We start from the raw sequence: 15,033 nt of genomic DNA on the forward strand, positions 1-15,033 counted from the left end.
TCCAACGGGTCCTGATGGCGCGAGCTGCTGCCAAGATCGCTGACTCAGCTGGCCCGCTGGCGACTCAGGACGATGTGATTCGAGTGAGGGGTGCGCGGCAGCACAACCTCAAGAACGTCGACGTCACCATTCCCCGCAACAAGCTGGTGGTGTTCACCGGGGTGAGCGGCAGCGGCAAGAGTTCACTTGCCTTCGACACGATCTTTGCGGAGGGACAGCGCCGCTACGTCGAAAGTCTTTCGGCCTATGCCCGCCAGTTTTTGGGGCAGGTGGACAAGCCCGATGTTGATGCCATCGAGGGCCTGTCTCCGGCGATTTCGATTGATCAGAAATCCACCAGTCACAACCCGCGTTCCACGGTGGGCACGGTCACGGAGATTCAGGACTACCTCCGTCTGCTGTTCGGCCGTGCCGGCGAGCCGCACTGCCCCAAGTGTGGCCGTTCGATCAAGCCGCAGAGCATCGACGAAATGGTCGATCAGATTCTGCTGTTGCCGGAGGGAACCCGCTATCAGTTGTTGGCGCCGGTGGTGCGCGGCAAGAAGGGCACCCACACCAAATTGATCAGCGGTCTTGCGGCGGAAGGTTTCGCCCGCGTGCGCATCGACGGCGAGGTGCGCGAGTTGGCCGACAACATCGAGCTTGACAAGAACCACAGCCACAACATCGAAGTGGTGGTCGATCGTCTTGTGGCCCGTGAGGGAATCCAGGAACGGCTGACTGATTCACTGCGCACGGCCCTCAAACGCGGCGATGGTCTGGCATTGGTGGAGGTGGTGCCCAAGAAGGGGGAAGAGCTTCCCGAAGGCGTTGAGCGGGAGCGTCTTTACTCCGAGAACTTCGCCTGCCCCGTGCACGGCGCTGTGATGGAGGAGCTGTCACCGCGACTGTTTTCGTTCAATAGCCCTTACGGCGCCTGTGAGGCTTGCCATGGCATTGGCCATCTGCGCAAGTTCACCGTGGACCGGGTCATTCCGGACCCAACGCAGCCGGTGTATTCAGCGGTCGCTCCCTGGGCGGAGAAAGACAACAGCTACTACTTCTCCCTGCTGTATTCAGTGGGCGAGGCATTCGGCTTTGAGATCAAGACCCCATGGAATGAACTCACGGATGAACAGCGGGATGTGCTGCTCAATGGAAGCCGCGAACCGATTCTGATCCAGGCCGACAGCCGTTATCGCAAGGGGCAAGGGGGGTACACCCGGCCCTTCGAAGGCATTCTTCCGATCCTCGAGCGGCAGCTCCGCGATGCCAGTGGTGAAGCCCAGCGCCAGAAGTTGGAGAAGTATCTCGAGCTGGTTCCCTGTGAAGCCTGTGGCGGACAGCGGCTCCGCCCTGAAGCCCTGGCGGTGAAGGTGGGGCCGTACCGGATTCCAGAACTCACGGCCGTCAGCGTCGGCCAGACCCTGGAACGGATCGAAAAACTGATGGGTGTGGGCGCCTACGAGGGTTCAGAGCCCTTGCTGAATGCCCGTCAGATCCAGATCGGTGATCTGGTGCTCAGGGAAATCCGCCTGCGTCTGAAATTCCTGCTTGATGTTGGTCTCGACTATCTGAGCCTGGATCGACCGGCGATGACACTCTCCGGTGGTGAAGCCCAGCGCATCCGCCTGGCGACCCAGATCGGTGCTGGTCTCACCGGGGTGCTGTACGTGCTGGATGAGCCGAGCATCGGTTTGCATCAGCGGGACAACGACCGTCTTCTGAACACTCTGGTGCGGCTCCGGGATCTCGGAAACACCCTGGTGGTGGTGGAACACGATGAAGACACCATCCGTGCTGCCGATCACGTGGTGGACATCGGCCCTGGCGCCGGCGTCCATGGGGGCCACATCGTTGCGGAGGGCAGTTTCGATGACCTGGTGGCGAGCAGCGAATCCCTCACCGGCGCCTACCTGAGTGGCCGTCGCTCGATTCCAACGCCGGCCGAACGCCGACAGAGCGGTTCGCGCTCACTCAAGTTGATCGATTGCAACCGCAACAATCTCAAGAACGTTTCGGTTGAGTTCCCCTTGGGCCGTTTGGTGTCGGTCACCGGAGTGAGCGGCAGCGGCAAGAGCACCCTGGTGAATGAGCTTCTGCATCCCGCCCTGGAGAACGGCCTGGGTCTGAAGGTGCCTTTTCCGCAGGGTCTGGGGGAGCTGCGTGGGTTGAAGTCGATCGACAAGGTGATCGTGATCGACCAGAGCCCGATTGGACGCACGCCCCGCTCCAATCCAGCCACCTACACCGGTGCCTTTGATCCGATCCGTCAGGTGTTCGCCGCCACGGTGGAGGCCAAGGCTCGCGGTTACCAGGTGGGTCAGTTCAGCTTCAACGTGAAGGGTGGCCGCTGTGAGGCTTGCCGTGGTCAGGGCGTGAACGTGATTGAGATGAACTTCCTGCCGGATGTGTACGTCCAGTGCGACGTCTGCAAGGGCGCCCGGTTCAACCGCGAAACCCTGCAGGTGAAATACAAGGGCTACACCATCGCGGATGTGCTGCAAATGACGGTGGAGCAGGCCGCTGAGGTGTTTGATGCGATTCCTCAGGCGGCCGATCGCTTGCGCACCTTGGTGGATGTGGGCCTGGGATACGTGAAGCTCGGCCAGCCGGCACCAACCCTCTCGGGGGGTGAGGCCCAGCGGGTGAAGCTGGCCACGGAGCTGTCACGGCGGGCCACTGGCAAGACCCTTTATCTGATTGATGAGCCCACCACCGGCCTCAGCTTCTACGACGTGCACAAGCTGATGGATGTGATGCAGCGGTTGGTGGACAAGGGCAACTCGATCATCTGCATCGAGCACAATCTTGACGTGATCCGTTGCAGCGACTGGATCATTGATCTCGGCCCTGAGGGCGGTGACAAGGGTGGCGAGATCCTGGTCACCGGCACTCCAGAAGAGGTCGCCCAGCACCCCACCAGTCACACCGGCCGCTACCTGGTTCGGGTTTTGGAGCAGCATCCACCAGAACTTCCCGTTTCCCTCGCGGCTTGATGGCCCGACTTTGCACCCACCTGGCGGCTCTGGCGTTTGGCATGTCACTGGCCCTTGGTGGGGGCCCAGCTTCAGCCTTGGAGCGGTTCGTGTTGCGTCTGCCGTTTCTGGAGACGGAGATTGCGATCAACTTCGCCGATGGTGAGTCGGTTGAACAATTGATTGATTCAGGCCAGTCCGGTTCTGCAGGATCTGGAATTGGCCAGTGGTGGCAAGTTGTTGCCGCTGTTGCTGATTCAAGGGTCAAGGCTGTTGTGGCCGTCAGTCCTCCCTTGCGTCTGTTGTTCGACGGCAGTCACCTGGAGACCTTCCCGGCCAAGACGCTGCTGATCAGCGGTACCCGCGATTGGGTGGTGCCTTCGGGTCCGGAAGCGATCGCTCCGGTGCGTGAGAGCAAGGCCGTGCGGTTGGGTCACCGCTTGGGGTTGGTGCAGGGTGCCGACCACTTCAGTCTTCGTAGTTTTCAAGGTGAGCCGACTCCGGCACGGGTTGGGCCCGTGATCCTTGGCTGGATCAACGAGCAGCTTGAGATGGAAGGCGCCCTCACCTTCTCTGCGGGTGGTTGGGGTGATGAGCAAGGCAGCCTTGTCGACGTCAGCGACCGCCTCTGACGTTGCTGGCTTGTTACATCAAGCCGAGGGCATGCGTGTTGTCCCTTGGGTCCAGATCCATTGCACGACAACACAACTCCGCTTTTTTATTCGGTTTGATTAGTTGGTCTTCTAAGGTTTTTTTTATTTTTTACTCCTTCTTCTGCCTCTAAAGAAAAACCAACGGCACCGAATCTGCGTCCCGTTGTTGTTTGTGAGGGGAGCGAATGGGGATCCGGTTGTTGCATCTGCATCTTCACGGTCTGTTTCGTTCCCATGAGCTCGAACTGGGCCGGGATGCTGATACCGGTGGTCAGACGTTGTACGTGCTGGAGCTCGTGCGCAGCCTGGCTCAGCGGGCCGAGGTGGAGCAGGTGGATGTGGTCACCCGGCTGATTCAGGACCGACGGGTTGATCTCGATTACAGCCAACGGGTTGAAGCCATTGCTCCAAGAGCCCGCATCCTGCGCTTTCCCTTTGGTCCGAAGCGTTATCTCCGCAAGGAGCTGCTTTGGCCCCATCTCGAGGAGTTGGCTGATCAGCTGGTGGAACATCTGAGCCAGCCCGGCCAGAGGGTGGATTGGATTCATGCCCATTACGCCGACGCCGGTCTGGTGGGTGCTTTGGTCAGTCAGCGGTTGGGGATTCCGCTTGTCTTCACCGGCCATTCCCTCGGTCGGGAGAAACAGCGACGTCTCCTGGCTGGTGGCCTGGATCGCTCTCAACTTGAGCAGACCTATGCCATCAGCCGCCGCATTGACGCGGAAGAGCGTGCCCTGGCCCAGGCGGATCTGGTGATCACCAGCACCCGACAGGAGGCGGATCAGCAGTATTCCCGCTACGGCCACTTTCAGGCGGATCAGGCGGAGGTGGTGCCCCCAGGTGTCGATGCTTCCCGCTTTCATCCCCACGGTTCATCGCAGGAAGGCTCCGCGCTGCAAAGCTTGTTGCAGCCTTTCCTCAGGGAGCCGGAGCGTCCGCCTCTGCTGGCGATTTCCCGTGCGGTGCGGCGCAAGAACATACCCGCGCTGGTGGAAGCCTTTGGCCAGTCGCCGGTGCTGCGGCAGCGCCACAACCTGGTGCTTGTGCTGGGCTGTCGGGATGACCCGCGCCAGCTCGAGAAGCAGCAGCGCGATGTGCTTCAGCAGGTGTTCGATCTGGTGGATCGGTTTGATCTCTATGGCCAGGTGGCCTATCCCAAACAACACAGCCGTGCCCAGATTCCCGCCTTGTACCGCTGGGCGGCGCGCCGTGAAGGGCTGTTTGTGAATCCGGCGTTGACAGAACCCTTCGGACTCACCCTGCTGGAGGCCGCGGCCTGTGGTTTGCCGATGGTGGCCACCGACGATGGCGGTCCACGGGACATCCAACATCGTTGCGACAACGGTCTTCTGGCGGACGTCACCGATCCCGGTGCACTTCAGGAGGCCTTGGAATTGGCCGGCAGTGATCGCTCCCGTTGGCGCCGTTGGAGTGACAACGGGGTTGAGGCCATCAGTCGGCACTTCAGCTGGGATGCCCATGTGTGTCAGTACCTCGCCCTGATGCAGCAGAAGGTCTGCGTTTCACCTGTTCGGGCGATGTCGGTGGTGCGGCGGCCTAGCCCCGTCTCCAGGCTGTTGGCGTTGGATCTCGACAGCTGCTTGGAGCTGCCAGAGGAACGCTCCCTTGCCCATCTGCGCGATCGGCTTCACGCCGAATCCTTTGCGGCTTCGACTGGCTTGGTGATCCTCACGGGGCGGTCGTTGGACCAGGCGCGTCAGCGCTACCGGGAGTTGCATCTTCCCGACCCCAAGGCCTGGATCTGCCGGGCTGGAACCGAGATTCACCACACCTCGGATCGCGCGGAAGATCCCGTATGGGCGCAGCGCATCAGCCAAGCCTGGGATCGCGAGGCTGTGCTCGCAGCGATGGGGCAACTCAAGGAACACATTCAGCTTCAGGACCCTGATCACCAGAGTCCCTTCAAGGTCAGCTACCTGTTGCGTGCCTCTAACCGCGGTCTGATTGGTTTGGCCCGTCAGTGCTTGCGCCGCCATGGTCTGCAGGCGGAACCCCAGCTCCGTTGCCATTGGTTCCTGGATGTTCTGCCCCAGCGTGCGTCCCGCAGCGAAGCCATTCGTTTTCTGGCTCAGTCTTGGCAGCTCCCCCTGCAGCAGGTTTTGGTGGTGGCAAGCCAGCAGGGGGATGGAGAGTTGCTGGATGGGTTGCCCGCCACGGTGGTTCCTGCGGATCACGATCCCTGCCTGTTGGGTCAACGGACCCAGCAGCGGGTGTACGTGTCGAAACGCCCAAGTGTTGGAGCCGTGCTGGATGGCTTAACCCACTTTCGGTTTTCAGCCAGCCGTTGATCCTGGGATCACGGATACACAGGCGGCTGTCCTGTCGGCTTTGGCTTGTGCTTCCTTGCGATCGACTCCCTTTGCCAGAGCCACACCCATCCGCCGACCGGGGCGGGCTGTGGGCTTGCCGAACAGCAGCAATTGGGTGTCGGCTTCCGTGAGCGCTTGTTCGACCCCTTCAAAAGCGACGGAGTCCGTGTTTGTTTGGGCCAGGATCACTCGGCTGGCGGCGGCATCTGCTGCTGTGATGGCGGGGATCGGAAGACCGAGAACAGCGCGCAGATGCAGTTCGAACTCGCTCAGGTTCTGGCTGATCAGGGTGACCAGGCCTGTGTCATGCGGCCGGGGAGAGAGTTCGGAAAAAATCACCTCATCGCCACAGAGGAAAAATTCCACACCGAAGAGGCCAGCACCGCCCAGGTTGTCGGTGACGGTCTTGGCCATGGCCTGGGCCTGATGCAGTTGCTGGACGGTCAGTTGCGCCGGCTGCCAGCTGCACTGATAGTCCCCTCCTTCCTGTTCGTGGCCAATTGGTGCACAGAACAGGGTTTCGCCATTGCGCTGACGGATGGTGAGCAAGGTGATCTCCAGATCAAAATGGAGAAATTCCTCCACGATCACCTGGGTTGAGGTGCCCCGTGCGCCGGCCATGGCGGCCTCCCAGGCCTTGGGCAGATCGTCCGCACAGTCCACCACGCTCTGGCCTTTGCCGGAGGAACTCATCACCGGTTTCACCACGACGGGCCAGCCCAGCGGTTCCGCCACCGCTTTGAGTTCCTCAGCACTGGAGGCATAGGCGAAGCGGGCGGTGCGGAGACCGAGTTCGCCGGCCGCCAGGTCGCGGATGCGGTCTCGGTTCATCGTGACGGCCGTCGCGCGGGCCGTGGGAATCACGGTGATTCCCTCTTGTTCAAGTTCCGCCAGGGCATGCACGGCGAGTGCTTCGATCTCCGGGATCACCACGTCGGGTTGGTGGCGCCTGACCACCTCCAGCAAGGCATCGGCATCGGTCATCGGCAGCACTTCGGCCACGTCAGCCACCTGCATGGCCGGGGCAGCGGCATAGCGATCGCAGGCGATCACCCGACAGCCAAGCCGTTGGGCAGCAATGGCCACCTCTTTGCCCAGCTCCCCGCTGCCCAGCAGCATCACGGTGCGTGGAAACGACGGCATGGTGATCCTTGAATGGCCTGCCTGCATCATCAATCAACGCAAGTCCTGAGACTTTCCGCACCCTGGGGTGCAGCGCCCGATCTCCCGCTAGGTCAAGGATGCCTTCTTGATTGAGTCCAGTGCTTCGGGCGACGTTGTTGGCGGTTCTTGCTGGAGCCTGTCTCCAGCTTGAGCCTGTTCAGGCCAGGCCTGCGGATCCGATTCCACCGGTTGCCCCCTGGCTTAGTGATGCGGAGGCACTGGCCTTGCTGCCCGCTGCTGTTCGTTCCCGTGCCAAGAAGCAGCTGGTGCTGCATCGTTCCAGCCGTCAACTGATCCTTCTGGAGCAGGGGCAGCTTCGTTTGCGTGTGCCTGCTGCTGTCGGCACCCAAGGCTGGGAAACGCCTCTCGGCGAGCATCGGGTGCTGTTCAAAGCGGTGGATCCCGTTTGGCGGCATCCCGGCACCGGTGCTCTTGTACCCCCCGGAGGCCGCAACCCCCTGGGATCACGTTGGATTGCCTTCTATCAGGACTGCTCCAATCCCGGTGGTTGGGATGGCGAAAAGGTGGTGCAGGTCCGCGGCTGCTCCCACGTCGGCCTGCACGGCACGCCCCACCGTTGGACTGTCGGACGAGCCGTTTCGCATGGTTGCGTTCGCTTGTATGACGAACACATCCGCAGGGTGTTTGACCTTGTGGATGTGGGGACTCCGGTGGTGGTCCTGCCCTGATGGTTGTGTCGTGACAGACCGAGGCACAAAAAAGGAGGCATGAAAAAAGCCCTGGGTGGACCCAGGGCTTGGTGGACGTGTTTTGTCGTTCTGCCGTTAGATCACCAGAGTCCCTGAACGGGAGCAGCGGGAGCCGGCTCGGGTGCCTTGGCGGTGTAGGCCTGGATGCAGGCCGGTGTGTTCATGTACCAGCTGAGCAGCGAGGTGTCCTTGTGGAAATCACCTTGTGCTTCGGCATTGCAGACCTTCATGGCACCTTGCAGGCGCTGGTCGGTCGGCAGCTTGGCCATCATTCCGTAGCTGGAAAGCTTGCCATCTTCAGCATCAAGAATGATGGCGCTGCGAACGGCCTGGAGGTCGTTCTGCTGGCTGTAGTACGGGTGATAGTTGCCGTTGATGCTTTCCTTGAGGAAGGCCTCACCTTCAGTGGAATAGAGGAAGCGAGTGACGTCAGCAACGTCGACGTCGTACTGCTTCTCAAGACCCACCTCGAGTTCTTCGCGGGTCCAACCGGAGAGATCGCTCAGATCCTCAGGCACGGGGTTGGAGACGGCCTTTTTGCCACCGAGGGGCAACAGCACGTTGGAGCGAACGAAACCGTTGGTGACGGTGCGGGCGGTTTGTTTGGGGGCGGCGAAGCTGGGGAGGCCAGCGGCGGCGACCATCAGGCCGGCACCGGTGAACAGAAGTGCTCTGCGCATGAGCTGCAGTTGATTTGCCTTCGAACCGTCGCCAGGCCATCGCGGCAGTGGCCCAGAACCACAGGGTTTTTTTTCCTTTTAAGAGAGCGTTAACGAAAAACGGTAATGCTGTCTTTCCTATAGCGGAAGGGACCGTGTCTTAAGGTTCTCTTCCGATTCTCGTTTTGATTGCTTGCTGGGTCTGTTTGCCGCGTTGCTTGTGCCGATGTCGGGTGTGGTGACCCAAGGTGTCGAACAGGACCATCCAGCCTTGGACATTTCCTGTCGTGTGGGTCGCCCTGTGCGTGCCGCCCATGACGGGGTTGGTCGGAGTCGCTGGACAGCCACCCACGGATGGACGTTTCATCTGGCTGGGGCAGGCGTCAAGACGCGTTACAGCCATCTCAACACTGGTGCTCCAGCAGGCTCCTATGACCGCGGCCAGATCATTGGTCTTTGCGGCAACACGGGTCGGTGGTCGACCGGTCCTCATCTCCACTTCGAAGCAGAACCCCTCCATCTCCTGGACGTGCTTGAGAGCCCCAGTGCAGAGCAGCTGAAATCGATGGAGCAAGCGCCTCAATGGCGTCAGCGCTCGGTGGAAGCGAGCCGCTGAGGGCTCAATTCGAATCGGTGCTGTTCTGACGGCGCACTTCGCCGATCAGCCACACGCCCATGAATCCAAGCGACGACACACCGAAATAGATCAGCACCCACCGCAGAACCCGATCAGGATCGGCAGCGGCGCTGGCGAGCAGCTCAGCGGTTTTGGCAAGCAGGTTGTCCATCAGTTCTGAAGATCGGGGATCAGCGTGAGTTGGCGAACCGGTGATTCTTCGCTGACGAAACCCCAGGCTTCAAACACGGTGGGATCGGGATGCGTGATGCGCTGCTCCGTTCCCTGGCGTTCCAGTTGGAACCCCTCGCTTGACATGCGCCGCATCAAACTCGCCGACTCCTCAAAGCGGGCAGCCATCGCCTCGAGGCTTGAGCAGTCAGCGGTGAGACCGGATTCACGCCAGGTGAAGTAGGTCATCCTGCCTTGCAGCCTCAAAACATGACTTTAAGGGATGTGAGCGGTGCAAAGCGTTCGTTCTGGATATCAAAAATCCTGTGAGTACCGACTGTGCCGTTCAGGCCTCACTTCATTCAGGGAACTGTGTTGTGGTCACTCCAAATTCTTAAAAACGTCGGTCTTTTTTTGCATCGGTGTCAACTTTTCTCAGACGTATTGATTTTGTGCGGGGGAAACCAAGTTCAACTTCATTGACGATCTGAATCACTGCATCCTTCAGCCCACTTCAAAGTCATAGTCCTCAGGATTGGATCAAAGATCAGCGCTCAGGGACGCAGCACCAGTCCCAGAAGTACAAGCCCTGCTGTGGCGAGCCAGAACGCAGGCACCACGCTTCGTTCATTGGTGCCGCCCAGCTCAAAGTGGTGATGCAGCGGCGCCATGCGGAACACGCGTCGCCCCTGACCATCAGGTCCTTTCGTGGCCTTGAACACCCAAACCTGGATGATCACGGAGAGGGATTCCGCGACGAAGACGCCTCCCATCACCAGCAGGGGCCAGAGGCTGTTGGACAACAGAGCCACACCGCTGAGGGCGGCTCCCATCGCCAGGGACCCTGTGTCGCCCATGAAGGCCCGAGCTGGGTTTCGGTTGTGCACCAGAAACCCAAGCCATGCCCCGGCCATGGTCATGCAGAAGCCAGCCAAGGCGGGATCTCCGTTGTCTCCCCGGAGCATCAGTTGAAGTGCCAGACCGGTAAACACCAGTGCTCCGCAGCCGCTGGCCAAGCCATCCAGGCCATCGGTGAGGTTGGTGGCGTTGCTCTCCGCCAGAATGACAAACAGCCCCAGCGGCCAGATCAGAAGACCTAGGGGCAGTTCAAGGCCAAATGGCAGGGCAATGCTGCTGCTGATCCAGCCCTGCCAGGCAGCGATGGCCAGAAAGGCTGCGGCTGCCATGGCTTGCAGCAGCAATTTTCCTCGCGCCGTCAGGCCAGCATTGGTGTGTTTGGTGAGGCTGCTCCAGTCATCGATGCCGCCGATCAGCATGAACGCCAGGGTCAGGGCTGCCAGGCTGAGCAGTTGTTGTGACGCCACGGCGTCCCTTGTGATCAGGCTCCCGAGAATGACCCCGACGGGAACGACCAGAAGGCCCCCCATCGTTGGCGTTCCCGCCTTGCTCTGATGGGCTTTGGGGCCTTCCTCACGGATGAACTGTCCCATCTTCAAGCGCCGCAGAAGGGGAATGCCCAAGGCTGCAGTCGCTGTTGCGCAGACCGCTGAAATCAAGAGCGGCAGGCTCAGTTGCGCATTGGTGATCCACTTGTCGGCTGCAAAGCTGGTCATCAAGACCACCAGCATCAGCAAGCTGGCACTCAATGAGCCGATCTCCCACCAAGGACGGCGGTTCGAATCCGTGGATTGCAAAGCTGCACTGGACTGATCGCTGGGACCCTAGGTGAGTCGCTCAGTGGCGACCAGTCAGTGCTTGGGGAACGTCAGTCCTCCCATTGCTCCTCGTTTTGCTCGTCGTCCTTGTTGTAATCCTCTTTCTCACCCATGAGCGCGGAGAGTTCCTCCTCTTCGACGGTGCTCACTTCAGGTGAACCGGATTCTTCGTCGGCAACGAGACGGCCGCTGGTTTCCAGCCAGGACAGGAGGTCAGGCTCCTCACGCAGGGGCAGCACGGGCGCAGGGTCGCGGCGCCCGTAGCGGGTGAGGGACGGGTTGACGCTGTCCAGGGCGTTTGAATCAACCAGAGCGCTCATGCAGGGAGGGACGCGGGCCAATCAACCAAGATAGACCATGTGCTGTTTTTGATCTCCCACTGAACAAATCTGCGCTGCTCGTTCTTCTGTGGGGTCTGGCCCTGATCATCAGCTTTGGTCTGCATTGGTGGGGTTTGCAGCGGCCTGAACCGTTGCAGACCTCCTGGACCCTGGCGCTGCTGCTGGTCTTTGTTCCGGCTGCAGCATTGGCTGCATGGTTGCTTGCGGCTTCTCCACAGGTGGCGACCGGCGAGACGAGAGAATCAGACGATTGTGATCAGGAGACCCATTGATGGGCCGCGCCAAGAAGGTGGTACTCGCCTATTCCGGGGGAGTGGATACCAGTGTCTGCATCCCATACCTCAAGCAGGAATGGGGTGTTGAGGATGTGATCACCTTTGCCGCTGATCTCGGCCAGGGCGATGAGCTGGAGCCGATTCGTCAGAAAGCGCTGGATGCGGGTGCCAGTCAGTCGCTGGTGGGAGATCTGATTGAGCCCTTCATCAAGGATTTCGCTTTTCCGGCGATTCGTGCCAACGCCCTCTACGAAGGCCGTTACCCCCTCTCCACGGCCCTGGCGAGGCCTCTGATCGCGAAGCGCCTGGTGGAGGTGGCCCGGGAAGTGGGTGCCGATGCTGTCGCCCATGGATGCACAGGCAAGGGCAATGATCAGGTGCGTTTCGATGTGGCCATCGCTGCGTTGGCACCAGACCTCAAGGTGCTCACCCCAGCCCGTGAGTGGGGCATGAGCCGTGAGGAGACCATCGCCTACGGCGAACGCTTTGGTCTGCCCGCACCGGTGAGCAAGAAGTCGCCTTACTCGATCGATCTCAATCTGCTGGGTCGCAGCATTGAAGCCGGACCCCTTGAAGACCCGATGGTGGCTCCGCCGGAGGAGGTGTTTGCGATGACGCGATCGGTGGAGGCGGCTCCGGATGCCTCTGAAGAGATCGAGATTGCCTTTGAAGCAGGCAATCCTGTGGCGATCAACGGTCAGCAGCTGGACCCGGTGGCCTTGATCCGTGAAGCCAACCGCCTGGCGGGCACCCATGGCATCGGCCGTCTCGACATGATCGAGAACCGTGTGGTGGGGATCAAATCCCGGGAGATCTACGAAACGCCTGGCCTTTTGCTGTTGATCCAGGCTCACCAGGAACTGGAAAGCCTGACCCTGGCCGCCGATGTGCTGCGCAGCAAGCGGCAATTGGAAATGCAGTGGGCCGATCTCGTCTACCAGGGCCTTTGGTTTGGCCCTCTCAAGGATGCTCTGGACGGCTTCATGGACCGCACCCAGACCACCGTCAATGGTGTCGTTCGTCTCCGGCTGCACAAAGGAACGGCCACGGTCACCGGCCGCGGTTCAGCCGACAGCAGCCTGTACGTCCCCGAAATGGCGTCCTACGGCAGTGAGGATCAGTTCGATCACCGCGCTGCAGAGGGCTTTATCTACGTCTGGGGTCTGCCGACCCGACTCTGGTCAGCATCCCAGCGCCGTTCAAGCTGAGCGCTGCCGCTTCTGCAGGAAGTTGAGAAGCCTCAGGCCCGGAAAACGCACAACGTTGTCCGGTTCTGAGCTTCCAGGCAGGGCTGGCTGAGGCCGTTCGATCTGGTCTTGATCAACCTGTTCAGCCAGCAGTTGATAACGCTCCATCAACGGCTCAAGCCGCTGTTGGAAACGTCCTTCAAAGACGTCCGGCAGTTCGGCCAGAAGCTCGTTTTAGACCTCGATCTCGCCCTCGAGCTCGGAAATTCTCTGTTTCAGCAACCGAATCACTTCAGCGTCGCCATGACGCTCGTTCCAAACAGGTTCGGTTGGTTGAGGGTGGTCGTGTTTCGAATCCATGGGCGGACGGTATCGCCCACCCACGAATCCAACAATGCTGATTAGTCAGCTGATGCAGCGGCTTCGGCCTGTTGCTGTTGAGCAGCTTCGCTGCCCGGCATCACCCGAGGTGCGGGAAGGGGACCTTCCTGCTTCACGGTCAGATAGCGGATCACATCCTCACTGAGGCGCATTGCCTTCTCGAGAACAGCAACGTGCTGGCCATCGCCGTTGTGGCTCAGTTGCACGTAAATGCCTTCCTTGTGCTTCGCAATCGGATAGGCCAGACGGCGCTTGCCACGCATCTGGTTGTCCAGCACGTCGGCACCAGCTTCCACGAGCATGTCGCGGTACTTGGTGAGATGGCTTTCAACTTCCTCCTCCGGAATGTCCGGACGAAGGATGTACATGGTTTCGTAATACGGATCGTGCGTCATGGGCAGCACCGAAGGGGCATCAGGCTCACCGAAGTGAGCGACGGATCCAACACCATATCCCCTGGCGTGCCCCTGAAGCTTCAGTAGAGCTGCATGCGTACGGCCTGGCTGATGCCGGGCAGATCCGGTTCGCGACCGCGCCAGCACTCCACCAGGGCGAACAGAAGGATCGCCAGCACCGCCACCACAACCGTGCTGGACAGGGTGCTCAGCAGCAGGCTGCCTCCGGCAATCGGTTGGAGAAGGATCCCAAACGCGAAGCTCAGCACAACGATCACGATGTCGGTGAGCAGGGCCTGCAGAGTGTTGAAGCGCAGGAAGTAGGGAACGGCCGGATTCCGCACCACCGCAAGAAACAGCACGAAGAACAGCAGCAGGCCACCGAAGGGAACCCCACGATCCAATTGGATTAGCGGCACTGCAGGAACGATCAGCAGCCTCAGCAATGGGATCTGGTTGAACACACCGTCAGCCCCGAGGCCAAAGGGAATGGCGTCACTCCAAGGGAGCAGGTACACCAGCGGTGCAAGAAGCCGCTGCCAGAGGGGAATCTGCACGGTGGAGCTAGGGATTGTTGGGACCTTAGGTCGCAAGAGCAGTGGCGGCGGCGCTGCGCATCGCCGCGACAGGAACGTCGTCGCGTCCACTCCAGAGCCGCAGCGAGGCAGCGCCCTGCTGCACCAGCATCTCGAGACCATCGATGCAGCGGTGACCCCGTTGTTGCCCAGCGGCGAGCCAGCTGGTGGGCCTTGGTGTGTAGATCAGGTCGTACAGCACCGCTTCTCCGTTCAGGTTTGTCCAGAGCTCGGCCCCCAGTGGCATCGCCTCGGGGTCACCGTGCTGGGCCATGCCCACCGGGGTGGTGTTCACCACGAGAGCCGCTTGAGCCACGTTCTCGTTGAGCTGAACAGCGGTGTCTAGACAGGCCGTCAGGGGGGCGTGGCTCTGCTGCAGATCAGTGATGAAGGCTTGCAGTGCCTCGCTGCGTCGTCCCACAACGGTGATGCTGCTGAGGTTCAGGGTCTGCAGACCGGCGACCACGGCTCGAGCTGATCCGCCGCAGCCGATCACCACGGCATGGCGTCCGGCCCAGGCGTCGTTGGCACCGAGGGGTTCCAGAAAGCCTTCCACATCGGTGTTGGTGCCGAACCAGCCACCACCCGCTCCCGGAATCAGGGTGTTGACGGCACCGAGCCGTTTCGCCAGTGGGCTCAGCTCCTCGCAGAGCTCGGCGATGGCTTGTTTGTGGGGGATGGTGACGTTGAGGCCCTGGCAGTCAACGGCCCTGAGACCCTTCAGCACTTCATCAAGGTTTTCGCTTGTGCAGGGCAGGGCCAGGTAGCGCCAGTTGAGCCCCATGCTTTCGAGGGCGGCGTTCTGCATCACCGGCGAAAGCGAGTGGCGCACTGGATTGCCAAGCAGGCCCACAAGGCTGGTGTCGCCGTTGATCATTGCCAGGGCCGGATCGCTCCACCAGCCTGCCTGTTCGGGAACCACACCTCGCCTGTCACCGGGTCT

General features: G+C 60.8%; 17 protein-coding genes. 8 read left to right on the plus strand and 9 right to left on the minus strand.

The window, feature by feature from the left end; genetic code table 11:
• Positions 1-14: 14 nt before the first annotated feature.
• The 3 genes from uvrA (at position 15) to DXY03_RS06820 (ending at position 5,919) form a co-directional block, all read left to right on the plus strand.
• Positions 15-2,978, plus strand: coding sequence for an excinuclease ABC subunit UvrA (gene uvrA, locus DXY03_RS06810; RefSeq protein ID WP_115009736.1), 2,964 nt, complete (start codon positions 15-17; stop codon positions 2,976-2,978).
• The gene (locus tag DXY03_RS12610) at positions 2,978-3,589 is read left to right on the plus strand and encodes a hypothetical protein (RefSeq protein ID WP_244272343.1); all 612 of its coding nucleotides are present in this window, start codon (positions 2,978-2,980) and stop codon (positions 3,587-3,589) included. Before uvrA ends, DXY03_RS12610 begins: the two co-directional genes overlap by 1 nt.
• Before the next feature lie 206 nt (positions 3,590-3,795).
• Positions 3,796-5,919, plus strand: a complete 2,124-nt coding sequence (locus DXY03_RS06820; protein ID WP_115009737.1) for an HAD family hydrolase — start codon at positions 3,796-3,798, stop codon at positions 5,917-5,919.
• Here the strand turns inward: DXY03_RS06820 and purT are convergent.
• Positions 5,905-7,083: a formate-dependent phosphoribosylglycinamide formyltransferase gene (purT, locus tag DXY03_RS06825; RefSeq protein WP_115009980.1), complete on the minus strand. Its 1,179-nt coding sequence runs from the start codon at positions 7,081-7,083 to the stop codon at positions 5,905-5,907. The two genes, DXY03_RS06820 and purT, sit on opposite strands and share 15 nt — an antisense overlap.
• Before the next feature lie 137 nt (positions 7,084-7,220).
• Between purT and DXY03_RS06830 the strand changes: the two genes are divergently transcribed.
• Entirely contained in the window at positions 7,221-7,793 is a 573-nt protein-coding gene (locus DXY03_RS06830; protein WP_244272344.1) for a L,D-transpeptidase, read from the plus strand.
• Positions 7,794-7,894: 101 nt separating this feature from the next.
• Here DXY03_RS06830 and DXY03_RS06835 read toward each other — a convergent pair whose 3' ends face one another.
• Positions 7,895-8,494: an alpha/beta hydrolase gene (locus DXY03_RS06835; RefSeq protein ID WP_115009739.1), complete on the minus strand. Its 600-nt coding sequence runs from the start codon at positions 8,492-8,494 to the stop codon at positions 7,895-7,897.
• Between the two features lie 172 nt (positions 8,495-8,666).
• Here DXY03_RS06835 and DXY03_RS06840 point away from each other — a divergent pair, with 172 nt between their 5' ends.
• Entirely contained in the window at positions 8,667-9,089 is a 423-nt protein-coding gene (locus DXY03_RS06840; protein ID WP_115009740.1) for a M23 family metallopeptidase, read from the plus strand.
• A gap of 4 nt (positions 9,090-9,093) precedes the next feature.
• Here DXY03_RS06840 and DXY03_RS12270 read toward each other — a convergent pair whose 3' ends face one another.
• From DXY03_RS12270 to DXY03_RS06855, 4 genes are all read right to left on the minus strand, one after another.
• Entirely contained in the window at positions 9,094-9,261 is a 168-nt protein-coding gene (locus tag DXY03_RS12270; protein WP_170952000.1) for a hypothetical protein, read from the minus strand.
• Positions 9,261-9,509: a hypothetical protein gene (locus DXY03_RS06845; RefSeq protein ID WP_115009741.1), complete on the minus strand. Its 249-nt coding sequence runs from the start codon at positions 9,507-9,509 to the stop codon at positions 9,261-9,263. The genes DXY03_RS12270 and DXY03_RS06845 overlap by 1 nt, the downstream gene beginning before the upstream one ends.
• A gap of 305 nt (positions 9,510-9,814) precedes the next feature.
• On the minus strand, positions 9,815-10,849 hold the full coding sequence (gene mraY, locus DXY03_RS06850; RefSeq protein ID WP_244272345.1) for a phospho-N-acetylmuramoyl-pentapeptide-transferase: 1,035 nt from the start codon (positions 10,847-10,849) through the stop codon (positions 9,815-9,817).
• A gap of 137 nt (positions 10,850-10,986) precedes the next feature.
• Positions 10,987-11,256, minus strand: a complete 270-nt coding sequence (locus DXY03_RS06855; RefSeq protein WP_114988803.1) for a DUF3134 domain-containing protein — start codon at positions 11,254-11,256, stop codon at positions 10,987-10,989.
• Positions 11,257-11,408: 152 nt separating this feature from the next.
• On the opposite strand from DXY03_RS06855, the gene DXY03_RS12275 reads away from it, so the two are divergent.
• The 3 genes from DXY03_RS12275 to DXY03_RS06865 all read left to right on the plus strand — a co-directional run bounded on the left by DXY03_RS12275 (position 11,409) and on the right by DXY03_RS06865 (position 13,144).
• Complete coding sequence (locus DXY03_RS12275) at positions 11,409-11,549, plus strand: hypothetical protein (protein WP_170950503.1); 141 nt, start codon at positions 11,409-11,411, stop codon at positions 11,547-11,549.
• Positions 11,549-12,760 (plus strand): argininosuccinate synthase, encoded by a 1,212-nt coding sequence (locus DXY03_RS06860; RefSeq protein WP_114988802.1) that lies wholly within the window; start codon positions 11,549-11,551, stop codon positions 12,758-12,760. The genes DXY03_RS12275 and DXY03_RS06860 overlap by 1 nt, the downstream gene beginning before the upstream one ends.
• 108 nt (positions 12,761-12,868) lie before the next feature.
• Entirely contained in the window at positions 12,869-13,144 is a 276-nt protein-coding gene (locus DXY03_RS06865; RefSeq protein WP_136987658.1) for a hypothetical protein, read from the plus strand.
• Here the strand turns inward: DXY03_RS06865 and rpsF are convergent.
• From rpsF to DXY03_RS06880, 3 genes are all read right to left on the minus strand, one after another.
• Positions 13,141-13,515: a 30S ribosomal protein S6 gene (gene rpsF / locus DXY03_RS06870; RefSeq protein ID WP_114988800.1), complete on the minus strand. Its 375-nt coding sequence runs from the start codon at positions 13,513-13,515 to the stop codon at positions 13,141-13,143. The genes DXY03_RS06865 and rpsF overlap by 4 nt on opposite strands.
• An 80-nt stretch (positions 13,516-13,595) precedes the next feature.
• Entirely contained in the window at positions 13,596-14,108 is a 513-nt protein-coding gene (locus DXY03_RS06875; RefSeq protein ID WP_255446152.1) for a Tic20 family protein, read from the minus strand.
• Entirely contained in the window at positions 14,098-14,967 is an 870-nt protein-coding gene (locus DXY03_RS06880; RefSeq protein ID WP_115009981.1) for a shikimate dehydrogenase, read from the minus strand. Before DXY03_RS06880 ends, DXY03_RS06875 begins: the two co-directional genes overlap by 11 nt.
• Between the last annotated feature and the right edge of the window lie 66 nt (positions 14,968-15,033).

Source organism: Synechococcus sp. N5 (assembly GCF_900473925.1).
Classification (GTDB): domain Bacteria; phylum Cyanobacteriota; class Cyanobacteriia; order PCC-6307; family Cyanobiaceae; genus Parasynechococcus.